We start from the raw sequence: 25,096 nt of genomic DNA, 5'->3' as shown, positions 1-25,096 counted from the left end.
CCGCCGCGGGCCGGCCCGTGGCGGCATCCTTGCCAGCCGCCACGATCCCGCGATGACCGTTACCCCCGCCCCCCCCGTTCGCCCCCCGTTCCCCGATTCCGATCCGATCGCGCTGCTGCGCGTCGCCGACCTGCGCGCGGCCGAAGCCGACGCCGCCGCCGCGCTGCCGCCGCACACGCTGATGGGCCGCGCCGGCGCGGCCGCCGCGCGCTGGCTGTCCGAGCGCGTCGCCGGCGACGATCGCCCCGTCTGGTTCGCGGTCGGCCCCGGCAACAACGGCGGCGACGCGCTGGTGGCCGCCGCGCAACTCCAGCAGCTCGGCGTCGCGACGCATGCGTGGATGCCGGTGCCGGTCAAGCCGGACGACGCGCAATGGGCGCTCGGTCTCGCACGCTCGGCCGGCGTGCCGCTGTCGGCCACCCCGCCCGCGTCGCTGGAGGGCTATGCGTGGGTCGTCGACGGGCTGTTCGGCATCGGTCTCGGCCGCGCGCTCGATGGCGCGTTCGCCGAACAGGCAGCACGCATCGCCACCCATGCGCGCGGCGGCGGCCGCGTGCTCGCGCTCGACGTGCCCAGCGGGCTCGACAGCGACACGGGCCGCATCGTCGGCGCGGGCGTCGCCGTGGCGGCCACGCAGACGCTCACCTTCATCGGCGCGAAGCCCGGCCTCTACACGGGCGACGGCCGCGATCTCGCCGGCGAAATCCACGTCGCGTCGCTCGACGTCGCGCCGCCCGCCGCGCCGGCCATCGTGCTGAACGCGCCCGCGCGGTTCGCCGCGGCGCTGCCCGCGCGCGCGTTCGCGTCCCACAAGGGCACGTACGGCAGCCTCGCGGTGCTCGGCGGCGACACCGGCATGTGCGGCGCGCCGATCCTCGCCGCGCGCGCCGCGCTGTTCGCGGGCGCCGGCAAGGTGCACGTCGGCTTCCTCGGCGCGGGCGCGCCGCCGTACGACCCGCCGTTCCCCGAACTGATGCTGCATCCGGCCGACACGCTCGACCCCGGCGCGATGACCGCGATCGCGGCCGGTTGCGGGCTCGGCACGCGCGAAGCCGCGGCGACGCTCGTGCGCGACGTGCTCGCGCACGACACGGCGACGCTGCTCGATGCCGACGCGCTGAACCTCGTCGCGACGCACGCGGACCTCGCGACCGCCGTCGCCGCGCGTGGCGCACACGGCAATCCGTGCGTGCTGACGCCGCATCCGCTCGAAGCCGCGCGCCTGCTCGGCGGCGACACGGCCGCCGTGCAGCGCGATCGCGTCGCGGCCGCGCAGGCGCTCGCCGCGCGTTACGCGGCCATCGTCGTGCTGAAAGGCTCGGGTACGGTGATTGCGGCGCCCGACGGCCGCGTGACGATCAACCCGACCGGCAACGCGGCGCTCGCCACCGGCGGCACCGGCGACGTGCTCGGCGGCCTGATCGGCGCGCTGCTCGCGCAGCGGGTCGCACCTTACGAAGCCGCGCTGGCCGGCGCCTACCTGCACGGCCTCGCGGCCGACACGCTGACCGCGACCGGCACCGGCCCGGCCGGGCTCACCGCCGGCGAGCTCGCGCCGATGGTGCGCACGCTGATCAATCGCCTTTTTTATCCGTCGCCGCGCGCCGACACGTAACGCCGCTATACTGACTGCCCCGCCGCACGGCGGGCCTTCTCGTCCGCCGGCTTTCCGATCACGATGAGCCGGCGCGGCATTCCTCCCGATTCACGCTTCACTCGAACCGCCATGACGCTGAAATCGCTCCCCGCCTGGACTGCCCTTCAATCCCACTTCGAACAGATCCGCCACGCGCGGCTGCGCGACTGGTTCGCGCCGGAAAACGATCGCGCGCCGACCCGCGCCGAACGCTTCACGATTCCGGGCGGCGGTCTCGCGGCCGATTTCTCGAAGAACCGCATCGACGACGAAACGCTGCGCCTGCTCGTGCAGCTCGCGCGCGACGCCGGCGTCGAAGCGCGCCGCGACGCGATGTTCGCGGGCGAGGTCGTCAACCCGACCGAAGGCCGCGCGGCGCTGCACACCGCACTGCGCGCGACCGATCCGCAGGCGCCGTTCCACGCGCAGGTGAGCGCCGAGCGCGCGAAGATGGCGACGTTCGCGCGCGCCGTGCGCAGCGGTACGTGGACGGGCTATACGGGCAAGCGCATCCGCCACGTGATCAACATCGGCATCGGCGGCTCCGATCTGGGCCCGAAGATGGTCGTGCATGCGCTGCACCACGTCGCGACGCGCGAGATCTCGACCCACTTCGTGTCGAACGTCGACGGCGCCGATCTCGCGCGCGTGCTCGAACAGGTCGATCCCGAGGAAACGCTCGCGATCATCGTGTCGAAGACGTTCACGACGCTCGAGACGATGACGAACGCACGCTCGCTGCGCGACTGGTTCGTCGCGCGCGGCTGCCCCGAAGACGCGCTCGCGAAGCACTTCGTCGGCGTGTCGGCGAACCCGGCCGAAGTCGTGAAGTTCGGCATCGCGGCGGACAACGTGTTCGAAATGTGGGACTGGGTCGGCGGCCGCTATTCGCTGTGGTCGGCGGTCGGCCTGTCGATCATGATCGCGGTCGGCCCCGAACAGTTCGACGAACTGCTGGCCGGCGCGAACGACATGGACCGCCACTTCCGCGAAGCGCCGCTCGAGCGCAATTTGCCGGTGCTGCTCGGCCTGATCGGCATCTGGTACCGGAATTTCTTCGGCTCGCAGAGCTATCTCGTCGCACCGTACTCGGAAGCGCTGCACTACCTGCCGTCGTACCTGCAGCAGCTCGAAATGGAGAGCAACGGCAAATCCGCGCGCCTGGACGGCGCCTTCGTCGACTACCCGACGTCGGCCGTCACGTGGGGCGAGCCGGGCACCAACGGCCAGCATGCGTTCTTCCAGATGCTGCACCAGGGGCCAACGATCGTGCCGATCGACTTCATCGCGGTGCTGACGCCCGAGCATCCGCTCGCGAGCCATCATCCGAAGCTGCTCGCGAACTGCTTCGCGCAGAGCGAGGCGCTGATGCTCGGCCGCACGCTGGAAGAAGCGCGCAAGATCGCCGGGCCGGGCAAGGAGGCGCTCGCGCCGCACCTGACGTTCCCCGGCAACCGCCCGACCACGACGCTGCTCGTCGATGCGCTGACGCCGCGCACGCTCGGCGCGCTGATCGCGCTTTACGAGCACAAGGTGCTCGTGCAGGCGACGGTGTGGGACATCAATCCGTTCGACCAGTGGGGCGTCGAGCTCGGCAAGATTCTGGGCAAGGTCGTCGAGGCCGATCTGTCGGCCGACTCGGTCGATCCGGCGAAGCACGACTCGTCGACCACCGCGCTGATCGAGCGCGCCCGCGCGGCGCTCAAGCGTTGAAGCACTGACGCGACGGCGTCATGCCCGTGCCGGCCGCGCGCTTCACGCTGCGCGGCCGGCACGAACATTCACGCGTTGCGCGATGCCGCGTGCGGCGCGACGATGCGCCCCGCGTCGATGGTGACCGTCGTCGCGCAGCGGCGCGCGAGTTCGGCATCGTGCGTGACGAGCACGAGCGTCGCGCCGTGCATGCGGTTCAGTTCGAACATCAGGTCGATGACCGCGTGGCCGGTGGCCGCGTCGAGGCTACCGGTCGGCTCGTCGGCGAACAGGATCGCCGGCCGCGTGACGAACGCGCGTGCGAGCGCGACGCGCTGCTGTTCGCCGCCCGACAGCAGCTTCGGATAATGCGCGGTGCGTTCGCCGAGACCGACCTGCACGAGCAGCGCCCGGGCGCGGTCGGCCGCATCGCGCGCGCTGATGCCGCCCTGCAGTTCGAGCGGCAGCATCACGTTCTCGAGCGCCGTCAGGTGCGGCATCAGCTGGAACGACTGGAACACGAAACCGACCGCGCCGTTGCGCAATGCCGCGCGCTCGTCCTCGTCGAGCTGGTCGAGCACGCGGCCGAGCAGGCGAACCGTGCCGCTCGTCGCGCTGTCCAACCCTGCGAGCAAGCCGAGCAGCGTCGATTTGCCCGACCCCGACGCGCCGACGATCGCGAGGCTGCTGCCCGGCTGCACGGCGAGCGTGATGCCGTCGAGGATCGTCAGCTCGCCCGTTGCATCGGCAACCCGCTTGCACACGTCATGGACTTCGATGATCGGATCGGTAATCTTGAACATGGACACGACATTTCACTGGAAAAGACGCGCGGCGACCGCCGCGCTGCTGGGCACCCTGCTGGCCGTCACCGTGCCCGTACGCGCTGCGACGGCGCCGACATCGAGCCCGCCCGTGATCGTCGTGCTCGGCGACAGCCTGTCGGCCGAATACGGATTGCCGCGCGACACCGGCTGGGTGGCGTTGCTGCGGCAACGGCTCGCGACCGAGCGAATCGATTATAGCGTCGCGAACGCCAGCGTCAGCGGCGACACCACGAGCGGCGGCCGTGCGCGGCTGCCCGCGGTGCTGCAGCGGCTCAAGCCGTCGATCGTCGTCGTCGAACTCGGTTCGAACGATGCGCTGCGCGGCGTGCCGCTCGCGACGACCGAACAGAACCTGCGCGATATCATCGCCGGCGCGCGACGTGCGCAGGCAAAGGTCGTGCTGGTCGGCATGTACGTGCCGCCCAATTACGGCCCCGACTACACGCAGAAGTTCCATGCGCTCTATACGCGGCTGTCGAAGGATCTCGCCGTGCCGCTCGTGCCGTTCCTGTTGGCCGGCATCGAGAACAAGCCCGAGATGTTCCAGGCCGACCAGATGCACCCGGCACGGCAGGCCCAGGGCATCCTGCTCGACAACGTATGGCCGGCGCTGAAGCCGCTGCTCGGCAAGCCGCACGGCTGACCGCGGCTGCACCGGAAAACAAAAAGCCCCGCTTCGAGCGGGGCTTTTCGATGGTTGCGGGCGAAACGATGCTCAGTTGTCGCCGTCCTGCTGCTGGCTGGCCGTCGTGCTGCCGTACAGCTTCACCTTCGAGCGATCGCGCAGCGCGGCGAGGTACGCTTCGCCTTCGCTTTGCGCGTCGACCTGCGCCATCTGCTGCTGCGCGGCGGCCAGTTGCTGCGGATCGACCGCGGAACCGGGGATCACCGCGTTCACGCGGTAGATCGCATAGCCGTCCGCACCGAGGTCGACACCGACGTAAGCCGGCAGCGTCTTCGCATCGACCTTGTAGACGGCGCTCAGCGCAGCCGGCGTCAGGCCCTGCGACTGCGTGCGCGACACCTTCTGCGCGGCCGTAAAGCCGTCGGCCGACTTCGACTTCTGCAATTCGGCCAGCTTCGCCGCACCGTCCTTCTTCGCGAGTTCCGCGGCCTGCTCGGCGATGACCTTCTGGCGCACGACGTCCTTGATCGCGTCGAGCGCGGGCACCGCAGCCGGCTTGTGCTCGGTCACGCGCGCCGAGATCAGCGTGTTGTTGCCGACGTCGATCGCCTGCGTGTTGTTCTGGTTCTTCACCGCGTCGTTCGCGAACACGGCGGCCAGAAACTTCGGATTGTTCAGCGGGCTCGTCGGCGGCAACTGCGGATTCGGCGTCGGCGTGACGGTGGCCGTCTGGATCGTCAGCTTGTACTTGTCCGCGGCCGGCTGCAGCGTCTTCGCCTTTTCGTAGACGGTCGACGTGAAACCTTCCGCATTGTCCGAGAACGCCTTCGCTGCGTACTGCTGCTTCAGGTCGATCGCGATCTGGTCTTTCACTTCCGCGAACGGCTTGACGACGGCCGGCTTCACTTCGGTCGCCTTCAGGATGTGGAAACCGAGATCCGACTGCACGAGACCGCTCACGTCGCCCTGCTTGAGCGAGAACGCGGCATCGTCGAACGCCTTGCCGCCCGCGGTCGAACCGCGCGTGATGAAGCCGAGGTCGCCGCCCTTCGCCGCCGACGGCGCGTCCTGCGAGTTCTTCTGCGCGATCTGCGCAAATTGATCGGGATGCGCTTTCACGTCGGCGAGCAGTTGCTCGGCCTTCGCTTTCGCGGCCGCCTTGTCGGCCGCGCTGACGCTGCCCGGCGCGGCGATGAAGATGTGGCTCACGCGCACCTGCGCTTCGGTACGGAAGTGCGTCGGGTTGTCGTCGTAGAACTTCTTGATGTCCGCTTCGGTCGGCTGCGCGCTCGCGGCCGCCGCGGCCGGCGAATAGACGAGGTACTGGATCGTCGCGGTTTCCGGCGTCGCGAAGCTCTGCTTGTGCGCGTCGTAGTACGCGGTGAGCTGCGCGTCGGTCGGCTGGACCTTCGCTGCGAAGTCGCTCGTCTTCAGCACGAGCGCCTGCACTTCACGCTGCTGCGCGGCGAGTTCGGACAGGCGTTGCGCGAGGCTCTTCGGCGTGAACGCGCTCGACACGATGCTCGCAGGAATCTGCTGCAGCGACAGGCTGTAACGCACGCGCTCCTGATACTGCTCGGGCGTCATCCCCTGGAATGACAGCAGTTGCGCATAGCGTTCGACGTCGATCGTGCCGTCGGGCTTCTTCAGCGACGCGATCATCGGGTCGCTCATCAGCGCGTCGCGCACCGCGTTGTCGGACGCGGTCAGGTGCAGACGCTGCGTCTCGTCGGCCAGCACGCGTTGCTGGATCAGGCCGTCGAGCACCTGCTTGCGATGCTCGGGCGTGTCGAACATCTTGATGTCGAACTGCCCACCGAGCGCCTGGCGCGCCTGGTCGATCTGCTGGCGGAACGCGCCGTCGAATTCGACCCGCGTGATCTTGTGCCCGTTGACCGCCGCGACGTTCGCACTGTCATCGAAGAAGCCGCGGAAGCCTTGGATCCCGACGAAACCCAGCCCCGGCAACACGATCAGGAGCAGGAGCGCCATCATCAGGCGCTGGTGATTACGGAAGAAATCGAGCATGCGTGACGGGAAGATTGGACAAAACGACCGATATTACAACATACGGGGTGGGACGGGAAAAAAGCAGGCAAATGCTGTGCGCGAACGGAACCGGAATCCGGAAGCCTCGCAGGCGACTTTTCGCCACTCCGCAGCCACGCGCTCGCAAGCGAGCGCAAACCGAACGCACAAACAACAATGCCCGCACAAGGCGGGCATTGTTGTTTGTTTGGCGGAGCGGACGGGACTCGAACCCGCGACCCCCGGCGTGACAGGCCGGTATTCTAACCGACTGAACTACCGCTCCTTGGTCTGGCTGAATCGTGAAACTGGTGGGTGCTGAGGGGTTCGAACCCCCGACCTACGCCTTGTAAGGGCGCCGCTCTACCAGCTGAGCTAAGCACCCGTTTCCGATTCGTTCTGACTGCGATCTGCGTTTGCGCATCAACAATCAGCGAGCCCGCAAGTTTAATTCATCCCCGATCATTTTGCCAAGCCTGGCGCGCGAATTTTTTACGAACGCGCTCGCATGATTCCGATGCGCGTAAAAAAACCCGCGGACACCGCCGCGGGTTTTCGGGAACGACCGTCAGCAACGACGGCGTTCAGCGCCTCAGTGCTTGACGACTTCCGTCGAGCCGGCATCCTTCGCCGCCTCGCCGACCGGCGCCGCAGCCTTCGCCTCTTCTTCCGGCGGCAGCGGCGTCGGCGAACGCTCGAGCGCGAGCTCCAGCACCTTGTCGATCCAGCGAACCGGCACGATCTCGATCGCGTTCTTCACGTTGTCCGGAATGTCCGCGAGATCCTTCACGTTCTCTTCCGGGATCAGCACGAGCTTGATGCCGCCGCGATGCGCCGCCAGCAACTTTTCCTTCAGCCCGCCGATCGGCAGCACTTCGCCACGCAACGTGATTTCGCCCGTCATCGCGACGTCGGCCCGCACGGGAATACCCGTCAGCACCGACACCAGCGCGGTCGTCATCGCACCGCCGGCGGACGGACCGTCCTTCGGCGTCGCGCCTTCCGGCACGTGGATGTGGATGTCCTGCTTCTCGAACGCTTCGTCCTTGATACCGAGACGACGCGAACGCGAGCGCACGACCGAACGCGCAGCCTCGACCGACTCCTTCATCACGTCGCCGAGCGAGCCCGTACGAATCACGTTGCCCTTGCCCGGCATCACCGCGGCTTCGATCGTCAGCAGATCGCCGCCGACTTCCGTCCACGCGAGCCCCGTCACCTGACCGACCTGGTTTTCCTTCGCCGCGAGGCCGAAGTCGTACTTGCGCACGCCGAGGAACGTATCCAGATTCTCGCCATCGACCTTGATCGCACCCGACGCCTTCTTCAGCAGCAGCATCTTCACGACCTTGCGGCAGATCTTCGACACTTCCCGCTCGAGCGAACGCACACCGGCTTCGCGCGTGTAGTAGCGGATGATGTCGCGAATCGCCTGCTCGGTGACCTCGATCTCGCCTTCCTTCAGCCCGTTGTTCTTTTTCTGCTTCGGCAGCAGGTAACGCTGCGCGATGCTGACCTTCTCGTCTTCCGTGTAGCCCGACAGACGGATCACTTCCATCCGGTCGAGCAGCGGCGGCGGGATGTTCAGCGAGTTCGACGTCGCGACGAACATCACGTCCGACAGATCGAAGTCGACTTCGATGTAGTGGTCGGCGAACGTGTGGTTCTGTTCCGGATCGAGCACTTCGAGCAGCGCCGACGACGGATCGCCGCGGAAATCCATGCCCATCTTGTCGACTTCGTCGAGCAGGAAGAGCGGATTGCGCACGCCGACCTTCGCGAGGCTTTGCAGGATCTTGCCCGGCATCGAACCGATGTACGTGCGGCGGTGGCCGCGGATCTCGGCTTCGTCACGCACGCCGCCGAGCGCCATCCGGACGAACTTGCGGTTCGTCGCGCGAGCGATCGACTGGCCGAGCGAGGTCTTGCCGACGCCCGGGGGCCCGACGAGGCACAGGATCGGCGCCTTGACCTTGTCCACGCGCTGTTGCACCGCGAGATACTCGAGGATCCGTTCCTTGACCTTCTCGAGGCCGAAGTGATCCTCGTCGAGCACCTGCTCGGCGTTCGACAGGTCGTTGTTGACCTTGCTCTTCTTGCGCCACGGCAGGCCGATCAGCGTGTCGATGTAGTTGCGCACGACGGTCGCTTCCGCCGACATCGGCGACATCAGCTTCAGCTTCTTCAGCTCGGCGTCGGCCTTCTTCTTGGCTTCCTTCGGCATGCGCGCGGCGTTGATGCGCTTCTCGAGCTCTTCGAGATCCGCACCTTCCTCGCCCTCGCCCAGTTCCTTCTGGATCGCCTTGACCTGTTCGTTCAGGTAGTACTCGCGCTGGCTCTTTTCCATCTGGCGCTTCACGCGCCCGCGGATGCGCTTTTCGACCTGCAGGATGTCGATCTCGGCTTCGAGCTGCGCGAGCAGATGCTCGAGGCGCTCGATGACCGGGAACATCTCGAGGATGTGCTGCTTCTGGTCGAGCTTCAGCGGCAGGCGCTCGGCGATCATGTCGGCGAGACGGCCGGCTTCGTCGATGCCCGACAGCGACGTGAGAATCTCCGGTGGGATCTTCTTGTTCAGCTTCACGTACTGGTCGAACTGCGACACGATCGCGCGACGCAGCGCTTCCGTCTCGGCGCTGTCGGCATGATCCGGCTCGAGCGGCATCACTTCGCAGGAGAACTGCGTCTCCTGTTCTTCGATGGACAACGCCTTCGCGCGCTGCAGGCCCTCGACGAGCACCTTCACGGTGCCGTCCGGCAGCTTCAGCATCTGCAGAATGTTGGCGATACAACCGACCTCGTACATGTCCTTTTCGGTCGGTTCGTCCTTGGCCGCGGTTTTCTGGGCGACGAGCATGATGTGCTTGCCGCCTTCCATCGCTGCTTCGAGGGCCTTGATCGATTTCGGCCGGCCCACGAAGAGCGGAATGACCATGTGCGGGAAAACGACGACGTCCCGCAGCGGCAGCAGCGGGAGCGTGATGCGTTCCGGCGGGAGAAGTTGGGTGCCTGACATTTCATTTCCCCATGAGTGGAATCAATTGTTCGGTAATTGAGGCCGCCACAACGAATTGCAAGCCTTCAAGTGCGGGAAATATTCGGTAAGAAAGTAACCACCGCGTGTCGAGTCAGAGTTACCCACAAGATAAACGAAAAAAAGCCGCCCACGGACTCATGAACGGCCTTTTTCGCTGAACATCGTCGGCAAGCCGGTCAGTTCGAACCCGCCACCTTCGGCGTGTCCTCGTAGATCAGCAAGGGCTTGCCGTCCCCATCGATGACATTCTCGTCGATGATGACCTTGCTGACCCCTTTCATCGTCGGCAGCTCGTACATCACGTCGAGCAACGCCTGTTCGATGATCGAACGCAAACCGCGCGCGCCGGTCTTGCGGCGGATCGCCTTGCGGGCGACCGCCTGCAACGCGCCCGGCCGGATTTCCAGCTCGACGCGCTCCATTGCGAACAGCTTGTGATACTGCTTGACGAGCGCATTCTTCGGCTCGACCAGGATCTTCATCAGCGCGGCTTCGTCGAGCTTGCCGAGCGTCGCGACCACCGGCAGGCGGCCGATCAATTCGGGGATCAGACCGAATTTGATCAGGTCTTCCGGTTCCGTTTCGCGCAGCACCTCGCCCGCGTCGCGTTCCTGCTTGCTCTTGACCGTCGCGCCGAAGCCGATACCGGTTTTCTCGGTACGATCGGTGATCACCTTTTCGAGACCGTCGAACGCGCCGCCGCAAATGAACAGGATGTTGGTCGTGTCGACCTGGATGAAATCCTGGTTCGGGTGCTTGCGGCCGCCCTGCGGCGGCACCGACGCCATCGTGCCCTCGACGAGCTTCAGCAGCGCCTGCTGGACGCCCTCGCCCGACACGTCGCGCGTGATCGACGGGTTGTCCGATTTGCGGCTGATCTTGTCGATTTCGTCGATGTAGACGATCCCGCGCTGGGCCTTGTCGACCTCGTAGTTGCAGTTCTGCAACAGCTTCTGGATGATGTTCTCGACGTCCTCGCCGACGTAGCCGGCTTCGGTCAGCGTCGTCGCGTCGGCGATCACGAACGGCACGTTGAGCAACCGCGCGAGCGTCTGCGCGAGCAGCGTCTTGCCGGAGCCCGTCGGGCCGATCAGCAGGATGTTGCTCTTCGACAACTCGACGTCGTCCTTCTTGTCGAGATGCTTCAGGCGCTTGTAGTGGTTGTACACGGCCACCGCGAGGATCTTCTTCGCGCGCTCCTGGCCGATCACGTACTGATCGAGGATGTCGCGAATTTCCTGCGGGCTCGGGAGATCCGACCGGGACAGGCTGGCCTCGACGCCGGCGGCAGCCGCCTCGTCGCGAATGATTTCGTTGCAGAGGTCGATACATTCATCGCAGATGAACACCGACGGGCCCGCGATGAGTTTTTTCACCTCATGCTGGCTTTTCCCGCAAAACGAGCAATACAACAGCTTCTCGCTGTTCGAACCTTTTTTGTCCGCCATGAATGTAGAGCCTCCGGACAGGTAAATGACATGATACGCCGATTGCTCCGGACGCCGCGCCTAGGGCGCGACCGGAGCCGGCTGGATGCGCTTGCCGCAGATGCTCAGGGCACTCGGGACGTTTGAGGGCGCCGGCCCGAATCGGGGCGGCACCCCGTTTAAGCTCACGGGCGCTTCAGCAGCACCTGATCGATCAGCCCGTACGCCTTCGCGTCCTCGCTCGACATGAAGTTATCACGGTCGGTGTCGCGCGCGATGCGCTCGACGTCCTGGCCCGTGTGCTGCGCGAGCAGGTTGTTCAACCGTTCCTTCAGGTACAGGATCTCGCGTGCCTGGATCTCGATGTCGGATGCCTGGCCGCGCGCGCCGCCGAGCGGCTGGTGAATCATCACGCGCGAGTTCGGCAGAGCAAAACGCTTGCCCTTCGCGCCCGACGCGAGCAGGAACGCACCCATGCTGGCCGCGAGGCCCATGCACAGGGTCGACACGTCCGGCTTGATGAACTGCATCGTGTCGTAGATCGCCATCCCGGCCGACACCGAGCCGCCCGGGCTGTTGATGTAGAGGCTGATGTCCTTGTCGGGATTCTCGCTCTCGAGGAACAGCAATTGCGCGACCACGAGGTTGGCGGTCTGGTCGTTCACTTCGCCGACCATGAACACCAGGCGCTCCTTCAGGAGACGCGAATAGATATCGTACGAACGCTCGCCGCGGCCGCTCGTTTCGACGACGATCGGCACCAGCCCCAGCGCTTGCGCCTCGAAACCCTGCGGCGCGTTCGAAGCAAGCATGTCCAGCAATTCAGCGCGAGTGATCATTCAATGAACCTTGTTCGAATGGAAAATTGAACGGAAGGAAGCCGCCCGCCCAATCGCCATATTAATGGCAACCGTGCGCTTGACGTAAAAACGGCGTGCGGGCCGTCGCTCCGACAGCCGGCACGCCGCTAGAGCAACACTTACGCTTGCGCCGATGCGCTCGCGAGTGCCTCGAAGCTCACTTCCTTGTCCGTCACCTTTGCCTTGCCCAGCACGAAATCGACGACGTTGCTTTCAACGACGAACGCTTCCATCTCGGCGAGGCGCTGCTGGTTGGAATAATACCAGCGGACCACTTCCTTCGGGTCTTCGTAGCTCTTCGCGAACTCGTCGACTTCCGCGCGGATCTGTTCCGGCTTCGCTTCGAGGCCGTTCGCCTTCACCAGTTCGGCCAGCACGAGGCCCAGCTTCACGCGGCGCTCGGCCTGCTCGACGAACATTTCGGCCGGGATCGGCGCGTCCTTCGCGTTCGGCACGCCGCGCTGCGCCAGATCCTGGCGAGCCATTTCGACGAGACGTTGCTGGTCCTGCTCGATCAGCGCCTTCGGCACGTCGAGTTCGGAAATCTTCAGCAGCGCGTCCATCACCTGGTTCTTGACGATCGACTGCGTGCGACGCTTCGCTTCGCGCTCGAGGTTTTCCTTGATCTCGGCGCGCATCTTCGTGAGGTCGCCGTCTTCGATACCGAGCGACTTCGCGAATTCCGCGTCGATTTCCGGCAGGTGCGGCCATTCGATCTTCTTCATCGTGACCGTGAACTGCGCCGTTTTGCCGGCGACGTCCTTGCCGTGGTAGTCGTCCGGGAACTTGAGGTCGAACGTACGCTGTTCGCCGACCTTCAGGCCGAGCGCCGCCGTTTCGAATTCCGGCAGCATGCGGCCTTCGCCGAGCACGAACGGGAAATCTTCGGCCGTGCCGCCCGGGAACGCGACGTCGTCGATCTTGCCGACGAAGTCGACCGTCACGCGGTCGCCGTTCTTCGCTGCGGTGTCGTCGCCGCCGTCGCCGTGCTCGCCGGCTTCGCCGCGTGCGTGGTAGTGCACGCGCTGCTTGCGCAGGATGTCCAGCGTGCGGTCGATTTCGGCGTCGCCGATCGACGTGGTCGAGCGCTCGACTTCAGCCGTCGCCAGATCGCCGATCTTCACTTCCGGGTAGACCTCGAACGTCGCGTCGAACGCGTAGGCATTCTCAGCCTGCTCCTGCTTCGGCTCGAAGCTCGGCTGGCCGGCGACGCGCAGGTTTTCCGCGCGGCTGATCGTGAAGAATTCCTGGCCGATCTTGTCGCTCAGCACTTCGGCTTCGACCTGACCCGCGTATTGCTGGGCGACCATCTTCACCGGCACCTTGCCCGGGCGGAAACCCGGCATGCGCACGGTCTTCGCGAGTTTCTGGATGCGGGCGTCGATTTCCTTCTGCACGGTGTCTTTCGGCAAAGAAATCGTCACACGGCGTTCAAGCTTGCCGAGGTTCTCAACAACGTTAGCCATGGCTTCAATCGTCCTAAAATTATTCGAGCGAATCGGGTTTTCCTTGCCGTGCCTGCCTGCAGCATGCGGTGCGTCGCACTCGCACGCCGCGCCGGAGCGCCACGCCATCCCTGCACGCGCCGGATGGCTAGCGCAAGCGGCTCGGAGCACGGCTTTGGCCGGAAGAATCGAGTATTCTAGCAAACAATTTTCCTCATACGGCCAGATCGGTGCGACACGCGTGCGTCCCGCGCCGTCGACGGCCCGTTACACGGCCCACGCACGCGGATCGCGGCTATGCCGAACGGCGTATCCACCGCGCGCGCGCCATCCTGTAAGCTCCGATAGCGTGTGAGCCACTCTCGTGGCCCGACCGCTCATTCTTCACACCAATAACGCCTTCCGGAGACACCATGCCGCACCACCCGTCCGCGCCTGTCGTCGTCATCGCGCCCGATTCGTTCAAAGGCTCGCTTTCCGCCGAGCAGGTCGCGGACGCGATCGCCACCGGCATCCGCCGCGCGCGGCCCGACGCGGTCGTGCGCTGCTGCCCGATGGCCGATGGCGGCGAAGGCACGCTCGACGCGATGCTGGCAGGCGGCGGCACGCGGCGCACGCTGCGGGTGGCCGGTGCGTCGCTGGCGGCGCGCGATGCGGCGGTCGGCGTGATCGATGCGCGCACCGCGATCGTCGAGACGGCCGAGATCGTCGGGATCACCGACCCGGTCGGCATGAGCGTGCCGGTCGACGCGCGCAGCACGCGCGGGATGGGCGACGCAATCCGCACGCTGCTCGACGACGGCGTGCGCCGCTTCTTCGTCGCGCTCGGCGGCAGCAGCACCAACGACGCGGGCGCCGGGTTGCTCGCGGGCCTCGGCCTGCAATGCTTCGACGCCGGCGGCCAGTCGGTCGAGCCGGTGCCGTCGCGGCTCGCCGACATCGCGCACATCGACGCGTCGGGGCTCGATCCGCGCCTGAAGGAAACGGAATTCGTCGGCATGTCCGACGTCGACAACCCGCTGACGGGCGCGCATGGCGCGACCGCCGTATTCGGTCCGCAAAAGGGCGTGACGGCCGCCCAGGTCGCGATCCTCGATGCGGCCCTCGCCCGCTTCGCCGACCTGCTCGAAGCCGCGCTCGACCGCCGCGGCCGCGACCTGCCGGGTGCGGGCGCCGCGGGCGGCCTCGGTTTCGCGCTGCACATGCTCGGCGCACGCTTCGAGCCCGGCGCCGAAGTGGTCGCGCGCCAGGTCGGGCTCGACGCCGCACTGGCCGGCGCCGACTGGCTGATCACCGGCGAAGGCCGCTCCGACGTGCAGACGCTGCACGGCAAGGCGCCGTTCATCGCTTGCCGGCACGCGCGGGCTGCCGGCGTAAGCGCGTCGCTGCTGTCGGGCGCGGTCGACCCGGCCGCGCTGCCGCGCCTGTCCGAGCATTTCTCCGGCTGCTTTTCGCCGGCGCCCGGGCCGATCACGCTCGACGTCGCGATCCGCGACGCGGCCAATCTGCTCGCGAACGAAGCGGAACAGTTGACACGCCTGAAGTACGGTGCACACTGACCGTTGACCCGAGCGCGCGATACAGGAACAATCGGGCCCGCCCTTTTTCTTCAGGATTCGACATGAAAGGCCGTCAAGCCGGGCTCGATCAGTTTCTGACCTATCGCCTCCATGCGCTCACGAAGCGCTCCGACCGCGGGATCGGCGAGGTGTACCGGCACAAGCTCGACATCTCGCTGCCCGAGGCGCGCGTGATCGCCGCCGTCGGCGCATTCGGCCCGTTCTCGATCATGGATCTCGCGCGCCACACCAATCTCGACAAGAGCCAGGCGAGCCGCGCGGCGGAAGCGCTGCTGCGCCAGGGGCTGCTCGAGCGCAGCGCGAGCGACGAAGACGGCCGGATCGTGCTGATCGCGCTGACCACCGACGGTCGCGCGCTGCATCGCAAGATCATGCCGATCGTGCGCAAATGGAACGACGGCTTGCTCGCATGCCTGTCCGACAGCGAACGTCAGACGTTCGAGCGGCTGCTCGACAAGGTCGTCACGCACGCGACCGAACGCGACGACTGAGTCGCGTGGCGGGCCGCCATCGCCGGATTGGCGAGCGCTGGCGGCAGGTTTGATCCGACGCATCAGACAGGCCGCCCGGGTCGCATCACGTGCGATCCGGGCGGCCCGTTTTGCATCATGCGGCCGGCATCGCACGAAGCGCGCGTGGTCGCGTTGACGGCGTTGCCGGCGGCCGCGAATTCAGCCGCCCCGTGCGCACTACAACCCGCTGTTCGCCGCGCGCTGGCGCAACAACCCGAGCACCGCGTCGCAGTACGGGGTCGGCACGCCAAGCTTGCGGCCGAGCTCCGGAAACACGCCGAGGATCGGCCCGATCTCCAGCGAGCGCCCCGCCTCGAAATCCTGCAGCATCGACGTCTTGAATGCGCCGAGCTTGCGCGTAACCGCGATCCGCTCGGGGCCGCTCATCCCGGTGGACAGGCCGAGCCTCGCGCCGATCGCGGCTGCCTCCTCCATCATCCGCAGCGCGAGATCCTGCGTGAACGGATCGTCGAGCAACTGCTCGGCCGTCGACCCGGTCAGCGCGCTCAGCGGATTCATGTTCATGTTGCCCCACAGCTTCGTCCAGATCTCGGTCCGGATCGCGCGCGTCGATTCGACGTCGAAACCGCCGGCCGAGAGCGCGTCGGCGAACCGCGCGGTGGGCATGTCGAGCCGCGGATCGGGCGTGCCGACGATCAGCCGGTTGCCGCGCCCGCGACGCACGACACCCGGCGCATCGGTACTCGACGACAGGTGCACGACGCAGCCGATCGCCTGTGCAGGCGGCAACGCGGCCGACACCGCGCCGGCGGGGTCGACCGCATCGAGCGGCACGCCGTCGATTGCCCCTTCGAGCCCGTGCGTGAACCACCACGGCAGCCCGTTCATCGCCGCGACGATCACGGTGTCCGGCCCGACCAGCGGCGCGATGCGCGCGGCCAGCGCCGGCAGCGCCTGTGCCTTCAGCGCGATCACCACGTAGTCCTGCACGCCGAGCGCGGCCGCATCGTCGCTGGCGCGCACCGGCACCGACGAGATTGCGCCCGCCTCGTCGATCACGCGCACGCCGTGCGTATTCAGTGCATCGAGCGTCGCGCCGCGTGCGTACGCGCTCACGGTCATGCCGGCTCTCGACAACGCGGCCGCGAGCAATCCGCCGATCGCGCCGACGCCGACCACCGCCGTGCGCACCGACCCCGAATTCGTGTCCTTCATGATGGCATTCCGTCTCCTGGGAGCTGACGAGCATAACGCTCAATGGTTGCGGGCACAACCATTCTGGCAACGCAGTGCGCGCCGCCCGGCACACGTTCGTGCGCTTCAGCGCGGCACGCCGCCGGCTTCCACAGCTTCGTCGTCGGTCGCGCCGCCGGTCGCGCCGAGCATGCCGGCGATCTGGCTCTTGTCGTGCATGCCGAGCTTGCGGTACGCGCAGCGCAGGTAGTGGCGCACGGTGGTCGGCGAGATCGCCATCTGCTGCGCGACTTCCTTGTGCGAACGCCCGGCGCCGTAATAGCGGATCGCCGCGAGTTCGCGCGGGCTCAGCCGGTCGAGCAGCGAGCGCGGCCGCGCGTCGATCTGGAACAGCCCCGCGACGGGCACGCACTGGATGCGCAGCGCGTCGCCGACGAACGGCCGGCCCGAGTGGCGCCGCAGGTACGCGACGAGCGGCTCCGGCACGCGCGCGCCGGCCCAGTCCGGCCATTCCGTGCGCAGCACGTCGTCGAAACCGTGATCGGCGTGGTGCAGCACCCCGAAGTTGTCGCACAGCGCACGCGCGGCCGGCGCGACCGTGTCGGCGCGCTCGCGTTCGCGCGTGAGCTGCGCGGCGCGATTGATCGTCAATGCGGCCGCGAGATGCGGAATGACCTCCTCGAAACGACGCGCGTCGTCGTCGCCGAACGGCCGGTTCAGGCCCTGACGGTAGATCGACACGAACGTCGTCAGGCCGAAGCGGCGATCGAGCGTACACACGAACATCAATTGCGCAAGCCCGTATTTCACGCACCAGTCGCGAAACCGCGCATCGAGCCCCGGCTCGACGACCGACAGCCGCACCGCGCGGCCGTGTGCGCCGTGCAACGTGCGGTGCGCGAGCGGATCGCAATCGCGCACGCGCTTCCAGTCGCTGAAGAACGCGTGCGGCAACCGGTACAAAAAGCTGTTGTGCATCACCGGGCCGGTCGGCAGATGGGTCGCGACGCCCGTCCACGCGGCATCGAACGGCATGAGCGCCTGCAGCAGCGAAAAGAACCGGTACTCGAATTCGCCGATGGCGGACTGCACGGCCACCGCGTACAGGTCGAGCAGCATCAGGCCGAGTGCGCGCTGCGCTGCGTCGCCACGCGTGACGCCGTCGAAATCGGCGCGACGGGACGGCCGCGGCGGCCACGCGAATTCGTCGAGCACGATGGCGGCCGGCACGTCGCGCAGCGCGTCGAGATCCTGCCCGATATCCGTCGTGATCCTCACCTTCCGCTCCCCTGCCCGGTCGGGCTGCTGATGTGCGCAACGACACCGGCCGATTATAGCGAGCGGCTTTTTTGGCGGGCCGGGGCGCCGGAACGCTCGCCAGCCCCATCCATTTGAACGGTGCGCCGCCGGTTGCTGCTGCGCAGCAACGCGCGCGGCGGCATCGCGGGGCCTTTGCGCCGTGCGTCGCGGGTTTTCCGCACCGTTCATCTGGACGACTGTTCGGCCGTTTTCCCGCTGCGGACACTGCGTCGCGACAACACCAACGACAAACCGATGCAGGACGGTATGGAGAACCCGACGTGACGACACCCCGCTTCATCCGCACGGCCGCGGCCGCCGCGGCGCTTGCCGCATGCGGCGCCGCCGCGCACGCGCAGTCCGCCCTCACGCTGTACGGCGCGCTCGACGCCGGCGTGCAATATCTGACGCACGCCGACGGGCATCGTTCGGCCGTGCGGTTGCAGAACTACGGCATCCTGCCTTCGCAGTTCGGGATCAAGGGCCACGAGGATCTCGGCGGCGGGTGGCGGGCGCTGTTCAAGCTCGAACAGGGCCTCAACCTCAATGACGGCACCGCGACCGTGCCCGGCTACGCGTTCTTCCGCGGCGCATATGTGGGGATCGCCGGGCCGGTCGGCACCGTCACGCTCGGCCGCCAGTTCAGCGTGCTGTTCGACAAGACGCTGTTCTACGACCCGCTCTGGTATGCGTCGTACAGCGGTCAGGGCGTGCTCGTGCCGATGAGCGCGAACTTCATCGACCACTCGGTCAAATACCAGTCGCCGACGTTCGCCGGCTTCGACGTCGAGGCGCTCGTCGCGACCTCGGGCGTCGCCGGCAATACGCGCGCCGGACGCGTGCTCGAGCTCGGCAGCCAGTACACGAGCAACGGCCTGTCGGTCAGCGCGGTGCTGCATCAGGCGCACGGCGACGTATCGGCGGCGGCCGACGCGTCTGCGCGGCGTCGCGAACTCGGCACGCTCGCCGCGCGTTATGCATTCGCGACGCTGCCGCTCAGCGTGTATGCGGGCGTCGAGCGCCTGACCGGCGACCTCGACGCGGCCCGCACGATCGTCTGGGGTGGCGCGCGCTACCTGACATCGAACGGAATCGGCCTGAACGCGGGCGTCTACCACACCGATTCGCGCACGCCGGCGATCGGCCATCCGACGCTGTTCATCGCGAGCACCACGTACGCGCTGTCCAAACGCACCGTCGCGTACGCGAACCTCGGCTATGCGCGCAACAGCGGCCAGAGTTCGCAGACCGTCTACGAATACGACCCGACGCCGCTCGCCGGCGCGTCGCAGTTCGGCGCGATGGTCGGCATGTACCACCTGTTCTGATTCCGTCAACGAGATCCCGCCATGAAAACCTTGTCCTCCGATGCCGCCCTCTCGCCCGGCCGCGCATCGACATTCGCTCGTGCGACCCTCGTCGCGCTCGTCGTGTTCGCGGCCATCACGCCGCTGCTGCTGCTCGTGGCGCCCGCCGTCGCCGGTCGGCTGGCGACGCAGCTCGGTTTGTCCGCGTCGCAAATCGGCATCTACTTCTTCGTCGAACTCGGCGCGTTCAGCGTCGCGACCGTGCCGTCGTACCTGTGGCTCGGTCGCATCGACGCGCGCCGCGTCGCCGCGTTCGCCATCGCGGTGTTCGGCGCGGGCAACCTACTGACCGCGCTCTGGATGCCGGGCTTTGCCGCGCTGCTCGCGCTGCGCGCCTTCACCGCGCTCGGCGGCGGCTCGCTGATGGTGCTCTGCATGACGAGCGCGGCGACGAGCAAAAACAGCGACCGGGTGTACGGCCTGTGGGTCGTCGGCCAACTGATCGCGGGCGCGATCGGCCTGTTCGTGCTGCCGCACGTGTTCGCCGCATTCGGGCTGCGCGCGCTGTACGTCGGGCTCGCCGCGCTCGCGCTGCTCGCGGCGCCGCTGTCGCGCGGCTTTCCATCGTCGCTCGGCATGCGGACGGCATCCGCGCACACCGCGCGCAGCGACGCACCGCGAACGCCGCGACGCTTCGTCGTACTCGCCATCGCCGCGGTGCTGACGTTCTATCTCGCGATCGGCAGCGTGTGGACGTTCGCGAGCCGCGCGGCGGCCGAGGCCGGGCTCGATCCGCAGTCGACCGGCAACGTGCTCGCGATCGCGAGCGTGATGGGGATCGCCGGCGCGGCGCTCGCGTCGTGCGCGGGCGGCCGGCTCGCGCGGCGCGCAATGCTGGCGGCCGGTTACGGGCTGCTCGCGGCGTCGCTCGTCGCGCTCGCCGCGCTACGTGACACCGGCGGCTACAGCGCGGCGATCTTCGTGTTCAAGTTCGCGTGGACCTTCGTACTGCCGTTCATCCTCGCGACCGTCGCGCAGATCGACACGTCGGGCCGCCTCGTCGCGACGCTCAATTTCGTGATCGGCGCGGGGCTCGCCGCCGGCCCGCTGCTGGCGGGCCTGATGCTCGACGCCGGCGGCACGATGCGCGCGCTGTTCGCGGCCGCGACGGCCGTCGCGATCGTGTCGTTCGCCGCGCTGCGCCACGTCGATCGCCGTTCTTCCGTTTCCTCCCAACCGTGACAGGTCACGCATCCATGAATCGCACTGCCTTCTTCACCGACGAACGCACTTTCTGGCATACCGGCGGCACGCACGCGCTGTTCTTTCCGGTCGGCGGCTGGGTCCAGCCGCCATCGAGCGCGGGCTACGCGGAATCGCCCGATTCGAAGCGCCGCTTCCTGTCGCTCGTGCAGGCATCGGGCCTCGCCGCGCAGTTGGACCTGCGCGGCGCCGAGCCCGCGACGGCCGCCGACCTGCTGCGCATTCATCCCGCGCACTATCTCGACGCGTTCCGCGCGCTGAGCGACGCGAACGGCGGCGACCTCGGCGAGCTCGCGCCGTTCGGCAAGGGTAGCTACGAGATCGCCGCGCTGTCGGCCGGCCTCGCGATCGCGGCGGTCGACACCGTCGTCGGCAAGCGCGCGGCGAACGCGTTCTCGCTGTCGCGGCCGCCCGGCCATCACTGCCTGCGCGACCGCCCGATGGGCTTCTGCCTGCTCGCGAACGTCCCGATCGCGATCGAAGCCGCGCGCGCGAAGCACGGCATCGAGCGCGTCGCGGTGATCGACTGGGACGTGCATCACGGCAACGGCACGCAGTCGATCTACTACGACGATCCCGATACGCTGACGATCTCGCTGCACCAGGACCGCTGCTTCCCGCCCGGCTACAGCGGTGCGGACGATCGCGGCGAAGGCGCGGGCATCGGCGCGAACCTGAACGTGCCGCTGCTCGCGGGCAGCGGCGACGATGCGTATCGCCATGCGTTCGAGCGGATCGTGCTGCCGGCGCTCGTGCGCTTCCGCCCCGAGCTGATCGTCGTCGCGAGCGGCCTCGATGCGAGCGCGGTCGATCCACTCGCGCGCATGCAGCTGCATACCGACAGCTACCGGTTCATGACCCTCGCGGTGAAGGAAGCCGCGCAGCGCCATTGCGGCGGGCGACTGGTGATCGTTCACGAAGGCGGCTATTCGGAGGCGTACGTGCCGTTCTGCGGGCTCGCGATCGTCGAGGAACTGGCCGGCATTCGCACCGAGGTCGCCGATCCGATGCTCGACCTCGCGATCGCGCAGCAGCCGGGCGAGCGGTTCGTCGCGTTCCAGCGCGCACTGCTCGACGAACTGGCCGCGTCGTTCGGGTTGTAACGCGCGGGAACGGACGTGACGGGGCCGGCCCGTGCCGGCCCTTGCGCGATCGGTGCGGATGGGGTTTCCTGTGTCTTTACCCCTGTTCCGGCACGAGGCCGCACTCTTCCGATGAAATCGTCCCCGCGCGACAACAACGACAACGCCAAAACGCGCCGCCAGCCGTCGAAGCTGGCCCTGAACATCGCCGCCGTGACGGTCGGCCTCATCACGTTCGCGATCGGCGCGGCGTGGGTAATCTATAGCTGGATCGTCGATCGCGAAGCGCAGTATTTCGCGATTCCGCTGGTGTTCTCGGTGCCGGTGATCGTGGCCGTCGCGATCCGCAGCTTCTGGGAATAAGTGCGGCGGAAACGACGAAGCGCTCATCTACGAGCCATTTGCAGGCCGGCATGCGTTCCTGGACTGTTGCATGCTGCCCTTCGATACAACACTGAGTGCGGACACAGCCAGCACCGTACCAACCGATTTCAGCACGGATTCCGCGGAAGGAGGCGCACCGCCCGCGATCCGCCACCCCGAGGAAGTCGACGTGGAAGCGGAGCAGTCCAGCGGCTTCCTGACGGTCGCGTCGGGTCTGGCGCTCCACGCCACGTTGTCGGCAGGCGTGGCCGCGACAGCCGGCATGGCCAGCATCAGCGCCAGAACGCCGATCGACGTGCGTATGGTGTGGGTCATCGACGGTCCCCGGTTGAACAGCCCGCGTGTATAAAAGGCTTTGCCATGTTACATGCCGCCGATTTAACGTGCCTGCGCAAACGGCATCCTCCCGGCTGACGGCCATCAACAAAAAAGCGCTGCGGTCAGCCGACCGGCAGCGCTTTTTCGCGAACGTGCCCTGACGGGGCACGTTCGACTTCTGGTGCGTGAGGCCGGACTCGAACCGGCACACCCTTGCGGGCGTCAGGACCTAAACCTGGTGCGTCTACCAATTTCGCCACTCACGCGTATTTCCGTCGCCTGATCGCGCGGGACGCAAGATGCGTGCTCCACGCGCCCGGGGCTTGCCCGGGACTTCTCACGCCGGCCCGAAAACCGGCACGCCCGATCAGGCGAGCGCGAGATTCTACCCGATCCGTTCGGCGTTGTCTCGCCCCGTCGGCGCCCGTCGTGCCGCGGTGCTAGAATGCCGCGCTCGACGTTTCGGCAGCGCGCCGCCGCGCGTCCCCCGAACCCGCCCCACCCGATCCAGCCCGTGAACTTCGACGACTACTGTCAGCAAAAGGCCGCCCCCGCCGGCTCCAGCGTCTACTACGCGCTGCGCCAGGCGCCGCTCGCCACGCAGCCGCGCCTGACCGCGCTGTTCGCGCTGCGCCGCGAACTCGAGGAAACCGTCAAGGAAACCAGCGATCCGACCGTCGGACACACGAAGCTCGCGTGGTGGCACAAGGAACTCGCAGCACTCGCCGACGGGCAGCCGTCGCACCCGGTCACGAAGGCGCTCGCGCAGCATCACCCGGCAATCGCCGCGGAAGCCGATGCATTGCGCACGCTCGTCAACGGTTACGGGATGGACCTCGAACAGGCGCGCTACCTCGATTTCGCGAACCTGCAGCGCTATATCGCACAGGTCGGCGGCACGTTCGCGTCGCTGGTTGCGCGCGCCAGTTCGCCGAACCCGGCCGATCCGCAGCCGTGGGCCGCGGACGTCGGCCGCGCGCTGATGCTCGCGCAATTCGTGCAGGAGCTCGGCAACGACGCGCGCCACGGCCGCATTTATTTGCCGATCGACGAACTGCAGCGCTACAACGTGACCGCGGCCGATCTGCTGAATCGCCGCTACAGCCCGGCCTTCACCGAATTGCTGCAATTCCAGACGACCCGCGCGCGCGACGCGCTCGCGGCCGCCGCTGCGGCGATTCCCGCCGCCGAACGCCGCGCGCAGCGCACGCTGCGCGCACAGATCGCGCTGGCCGGCGCACTGCTCGACGAAATCGCGCGCGACGGCTACCAGGTGTTGCACCAGCGCATTGCGCTCACGCCGATCCGCAAGCTGTGGATCGCGTGGCGCGCCGCACGCCGCCGCTGAGCGGCGCGCATCACACCTTCAGCAGCGGCAGCGTATCGAAACGCTGCTGCAGCACGCGCGTCGCATCGAGCCCCCACCACGGCCCAAGCACGGTCGCGTAAAGCTGGCGGAAATCGACCGCGACCGGCAGGTTGCCGTTGCCGTCGAGCCGCCCGAGCGCCGGCGGCGCACCGTACAACCCGCCCGCCACGCGGCCGCCCATTACGAAATGCGGCGCGGCCGTGCCGTGATCGGTGCCGTTGCTCTGGTTCTCGCGCACGCGCCGCCCGAATTCCGCATACGTCATCACGAGCGTCTCGTTCCAGCGCCCGAGTTCGATCAACGCCGCGCGCATCGCGCTCATCCCGTCCGCGAACTGCTTGAGCAGCGCGGCGTGCTGCCCCGGCTGGTTCTGGTGCGTGTCGAAGCCGTTGAGCGTCAGGCGCAGCACCGCGACACCGTCCTGTGCGCCGGGGCCGGACGCTTCGCACGCGGCCAGCACCTGCATCGCGGTCTTGACCGACGTGCCGAACGCGCCGGCCGGAAAGGCCGTCCTGAATTCGCGCATCCCGCCGCGCGGGCGCAGCCGGTCGGCCGCCTTCACGATGTCGTTCTCGACGTCGATGATGTGCGCGAGCGCCGGGTTCTGCTCGCGCAGCGACGACGGTTCGGCGAGCCGGGCCGCACGGATGAACTGCGCGGGATTGACGAGCGCGATCGCGCGCGCGCCGTTCGACAGCGGCCCCATCTCGGCGCTGCCGAGCACGACGCCGTCCGCCGCGAAACCGGGCGGCACGGGCGCCTGCGCGAACGTGCGCGTGAGCCAGCCTTCGTGCAGGTACTGATCCGAGCGCGACGCGGTGTCCCAGATCTCGATCGAACGGAAATGCGACAGGTTCGGCTGCGGATAGCCGACCCCCTGCACGACCGCGACCTGCCCGTCGCGCCACAGCGGCATCAGCGGCGCGAGCGACGGGTGCAGCCCCGTCTGCGCGTCGAGCTGCAGCACCTGGTCGCGCTTGATGCCGATGCTGCGCCGGAGCGGGTAATACAACGGATCGGCATACGGCACCACCGTGTTGAGGCCGTCGTTGCCGCCCTTCAACTCGACGAGGATCAGCACGTTCGCATACCCGGCCGCGGGCTTGCGCCCCGCCTGCGTCGCGGCGGCCGCCATCGCGGGCGCTTGCCACATCGATACGCCGGCAGCGGCCGCGGCGCCCGTGAGCGTCAGAAAATCACGTCGGTTCATCGCACATCCCTTGGTTCGCCGCCCCGCATCTTTGCCGCGG

The 25,096-nt window shown here is 67.5% G+C and carries 21 protein-coding genes and 3 tRNA genes; 12 read left to right on the top strand and 12 right to left on the bottom strand.

Features of this window, described 5'->3' with window-relative positions; translation table 11 throughout:
- Nucleotides 1-52: 52 nt before the first annotated feature.
- Entirely contained in the window at nucleotides 53-1,615 is a 1,563-nt protein-coding gene (locus J8I35_RS21320) for an NAD(P)H-hydrate dehydratase (protein ID WP_209926829.1), read from the top strand.
- A 111-nt stretch (nucleotides 1,616-1,726) separates the two neighbouring features.
- Nucleotides 1,727-3,349: a glucose-6-phosphate isomerase gene (gene pgi, locus J8I35_RS21315; protein WP_050013278.1), complete on the top strand. Its 1,623-nt coding sequence runs from the start codon at nucleotides 1,727-1,729 to the stop codon at nucleotides 3,347-3,349.
- A gap of 68 nt (nucleotides 3,350-3,417) precedes the next feature.
- Here the strand turns inward: pgi and J8I35_RS21310 are convergent, their stop codons facing one another.
- Nucleotides 3,418-4,131, bottom strand: a complete 714-nt coding sequence (locus tag J8I35_RS21310) for an ABC transporter ATP-binding protein (RefSeq protein WP_050013279.1) — start codon at nucleotides 4,129-4,131, stop codon at nucleotides 3,418-3,420.
- On the opposite strand from J8I35_RS21310, the gene J8I35_RS21305 reads away from it, so the two are divergent.
- Nucleotides 4,130-4,798 carry an arylesterase gene (locus J8I35_RS21305; protein WP_209926827.1) on the top strand — a complete coding sequence of 223 codons (669 nt, stop codon included), beginning with the start codon at nucleotides 4,130-4,132 and terminating at the stop codon, nucleotides 4,796-4,798. The genes J8I35_RS21310 and J8I35_RS21305 overlap by 2 nt on opposite strands.
- A 72-nt stretch (nucleotides 4,799-4,870) precedes the next feature.
- Here J8I35_RS21305 and J8I35_RS21300 read toward each other — a convergent pair whose 3' ends face one another.
- The 7 genes from J8I35_RS21300 to tig all read right to left on the bottom strand — a co-directional run bounded on the left by J8I35_RS21300 (nucleotide 4,871) and on the right by tig (nucleotide 13,598).
- Nucleotides 4,871-6,808 carry a SurA N-terminal domain-containing protein gene (locus tag J8I35_RS21300; RefSeq protein WP_209926826.1) on the bottom strand — a complete coding sequence of 646 codons (1,938 nt, stop codon included), beginning with the start codon at nucleotides 6,806-6,808 and terminating at the stop codon, nucleotides 4,871-4,873.
- A 209-nt stretch (nucleotides 6,809-7,017) separates the two neighbouring features.
- Nucleotides 7,018-7,094, bottom strand: a tRNA-Asp gene (locus J8I35_RS21295).
- A gap of 23 nt (nucleotides 7,095-7,117) precedes the next feature.
- Nucleotides 7,118-7,193, bottom strand: a tRNA-Val gene (locus J8I35_RS21290).
- Nucleotides 7,194-7,400: 207 nt separating this feature from the next.
- The gene (gene lon / locus J8I35_RS21285; RefSeq protein ID WP_050013282.1) at nucleotides 7,401-9,824 is read right to left on the bottom strand and encodes an endopeptidase La; all 2,424 of its coding nucleotides are present in this window, start codon (nucleotides 9,822-9,824) and stop codon (nucleotides 7,401-7,403) included.
- A gap of 197 nt (nucleotides 9,825-10,021) precedes the next feature.
- Nucleotides 10,022-11,293: an ATP-dependent Clp protease ATP-binding subunit ClpX gene (gene clpX, locus J8I35_RS21280; protein WP_006489345.1), complete on the bottom strand. Its 1,272-nt coding sequence runs from the start codon at nucleotides 11,291-11,293 to the stop codon at nucleotides 10,022-10,024.
- A gap of 164 nt (nucleotides 11,294-11,457) precedes the next feature.
- Complete coding sequence (gene clpP / locus J8I35_RS21275) at nucleotides 11,458-12,111, bottom strand: ATP-dependent Clp endopeptidase proteolytic subunit ClpP (RefSeq protein WP_006496351.1); 654 nt, start codon at nucleotides 12,109-12,111, stop codon at nucleotides 11,458-11,460.
- Nucleotides 12,112-12,251: 140 nt separating this feature from the next.
- Nucleotides 12,252-13,598, bottom strand: coding sequence for a trigger factor (tig, locus tag J8I35_RS21270; protein ID WP_050013283.1), 1,347 nt, complete (start codon nucleotides 13,596-13,598; stop codon nucleotides 12,252-12,254).
- A 392-nt stretch (nucleotides 13,599-13,990) separates the two neighbouring features.
- Here tig and J8I35_RS21265 point away from each other — a divergent pair, with 392 nt between their 5' ends.
- Both J8I35_RS21265 and J8I35_RS21260 read left to right on the top strand, forming a co-directional pair.
- Entirely contained in the window at nucleotides 13,991-15,136 is a 1,146-nt protein-coding gene (locus tag J8I35_RS21265) for a glycerate kinase (protein WP_124630786.1), read from the top strand.
- A gap of 62 nt (nucleotides 15,137-15,198) precedes the next feature.
- Complete coding sequence (locus J8I35_RS21260; protein ID WP_124554605.1) at nucleotides 15,199-15,648, top strand: MarR family transcriptional regulator; 450 nt, start codon at nucleotides 15,199-15,201, stop codon at nucleotides 15,646-15,648.
- 198 nt (nucleotides 15,649-15,846) lie between these two features.
- Here the strand turns inward: J8I35_RS21260 and J8I35_RS21255 are convergent, their stop codons facing one another.
- Both J8I35_RS21255 and J8I35_RS21250 read right to left on the bottom strand, forming a co-directional pair.
- Nucleotides 15,847-16,845, bottom strand: a complete 999-nt coding sequence (locus tag J8I35_RS21255) for a 2-dehydropantoate 2-reductase (RefSeq protein ID WP_124630787.1) — start codon at nucleotides 16,843-16,845, stop codon at nucleotides 15,847-15,849.
- A 105-nt stretch (nucleotides 16,846-16,950) separates the two neighbouring features.
- On the bottom strand, nucleotides 16,951-18,102 hold the full coding sequence (locus J8I35_RS21250) for a helix-turn-helix transcriptional regulator (RefSeq protein WP_209926825.1): 1,152 nt from the start codon (nucleotides 18,100-18,102) through the stop codon (nucleotides 16,951-16,953).
- A 132-nt stretch (nucleotides 18,103-18,234) separates the two neighbouring features.
- Between J8I35_RS21250 and J8I35_RS34980 the strand changes: the two genes are divergently transcribed.
- From J8I35_RS34980 to J8I35_RS21220, 6 genes are all read left to right on the top strand, one after another.
- Nucleotides 18,235-18,408: a hypothetical protein gene (locus tag J8I35_RS34980; protein ID WP_235356189.1), complete on the top strand. Its 174-nt coding sequence runs from the start codon at nucleotides 18,235-18,237 to the stop codon at nucleotides 18,406-18,408.
- The gene (locus J8I35_RS21240) at nucleotides 18,405-19,451 is read left to right on the top strand and encodes a porin (RefSeq protein ID WP_209926824.1); all 1,047 of its coding nucleotides are present in this window, start codon (nucleotides 18,405-18,407) and stop codon (nucleotides 19,449-19,451) included. The genes J8I35_RS34980 and J8I35_RS21240 overlap by 4 nt, the downstream gene beginning before the upstream one ends.
- 21 nt (nucleotides 19,452-19,472) lie before the next feature.
- Nucleotides 19,473-20,672, top strand: coding sequence for an MFS transporter (locus J8I35_RS21235; protein ID WP_209926822.1), 1,200 nt, complete (start codon nucleotides 19,473-19,475; stop codon nucleotides 20,670-20,672).
- A 14-nt stretch (nucleotides 20,673-20,686) separates the two neighbouring features.
- Nucleotides 20,687-21,796: a class II histone deacetylase gene (locus tag J8I35_RS21230; protein ID WP_209926821.1), complete on the top strand. Its 1,110-nt coding sequence runs from the start codon at nucleotides 20,687-20,689 to the stop codon at nucleotides 21,794-21,796.
- A 111-nt stretch (nucleotides 21,797-21,907) separates the two neighbouring features.
- Complete coding sequence (locus J8I35_RS21225) at nucleotides 21,908-22,138, top strand: hypothetical protein (RefSeq protein ID WP_050013292.1); 231 nt, start codon at nucleotides 21,908-21,910, stop codon at nucleotides 22,136-22,138.
- 70 nt (nucleotides 22,139-22,208) lie between these two features.
- Nucleotides 22,209-22,508 carry a hypothetical protein gene (locus tag J8I35_RS21220; protein ID WP_050013293.1) on the top strand — a complete coding sequence of 100 codons (300 nt, stop codon included), beginning with the start codon at nucleotides 22,209-22,211 and terminating at the stop codon, nucleotides 22,506-22,508.
- Between the two features lie 148 nt (nucleotides 22,509-22,656).
- On the opposite strand, the gene J8I35_RS21215 is transcribed toward J8I35_RS21220, so the two are convergent.
- Nucleotides 22,657-22,743 (bottom strand) — tRNA-Leu (locus tag J8I35_RS21215).
- Between the two features lie 248 nt (nucleotides 22,744-22,991).
- On the opposite strand from J8I35_RS21215, the gene hpnD reads away from it, so the two are divergent.
- A complete protein-coding gene (gene hpnD, locus J8I35_RS21210) occupies nucleotides 22,992-23,825 on the top strand; it encodes a presqualene diphosphate synthase HpnD (RefSeq protein WP_209926819.1) in 834 nt (277 codons plus the stop codon).
- Nucleotides 23,826-23,835: 10 nt separating this feature from the next.
- Here the strand turns inward: hpnD and J8I35_RS21205 are convergent, their stop codons facing one another.
- A complete protein-coding gene (locus J8I35_RS21205) occupies nucleotides 23,836-25,056 on the bottom strand; it encodes a DUF1501 domain-containing protein (protein ID WP_209926817.1) in 1,221 nt (406 codons plus the stop codon).
- Nucleotides 25,057-25,096: the final 40 nt, after the last annotated feature.

This window comes from Burkholderia sp. CpTa8-5 (assembly GCF_017815045.1).
Lineage (GTDB): Bacteria > Pseudomonadota > Gammaproteobacteria > Burkholderiales > Burkholderiaceae > Burkholderia > Burkholderia sola.
Note: the sequence above shows the minus strand (reverse complement) of the source record. Positions and strands in the feature narration are given on the sequence as shown.